Origin of the sequence: Pseudoalteromonas sp. SR44-5, from assembly GCF_014163675.1 — a bacterium.
Taxonomy (GTDB): Bacteria; Pseudomonadota; Gammaproteobacteria; order Enterobacterales; family Alteromonadaceae; genus Pseudoalteromonas; species Pseudoalteromonas rhizosphaerae.
On sequence record NZ_JACJDT010000188.1, the window covers coordinates 1 to 479 of the forward strand.

Genomic DNA, 479 nt, shown 5'->3' on the forward strand with positions numbered 1-479 from the left:
CGTTTTTTTGAAGCGCACCGAATAATAAATGAAGGAAGCGAATTTAGAGGATTATGTTTTTTCCGACGTTGGCTAAATCAAGATAGGCGCATTTACGCGAATAAAAAAGAGCAATATAAAATAGCGCCTTGTGGCAATAACCCTATAAAAGCCATATTATTTGGTCCAATGGCCATTGGTGCTGTATTGAGTTTACTATTACTAATTGCCTGTGTTGTCGCAACGTATTCTGAAGAGCCATTTCCTTGGTGGCTGGTAGTCCTTACCTTTTGCTGGAACTTATTCTTCTTAAATTTACTACCAATAACGGCTAGGTATATACCTGATAAGATGATGTACCTTGACAGGCAAAACCAAACGGTCGGGTTTACTTTTGATATACCAGGTTGTGAACAACGAGATGACTTAGGTAACTGTTGCTTTAAATGGGAAGAGATTGTTTGCAGGTTAACCTCGAAAATGGGCGCGCCGGGTGTAAT

The 479-nt window shown here is 39.7% G+C and carries 1 pseudogene; it reads left to right on the plus strand.

The window, feature by feature from the left end:
- Positions 1-479, plus strand: a pseudogene (locus tag H5154_RS23170) (hypothetical protein); the annotation flags it as partial.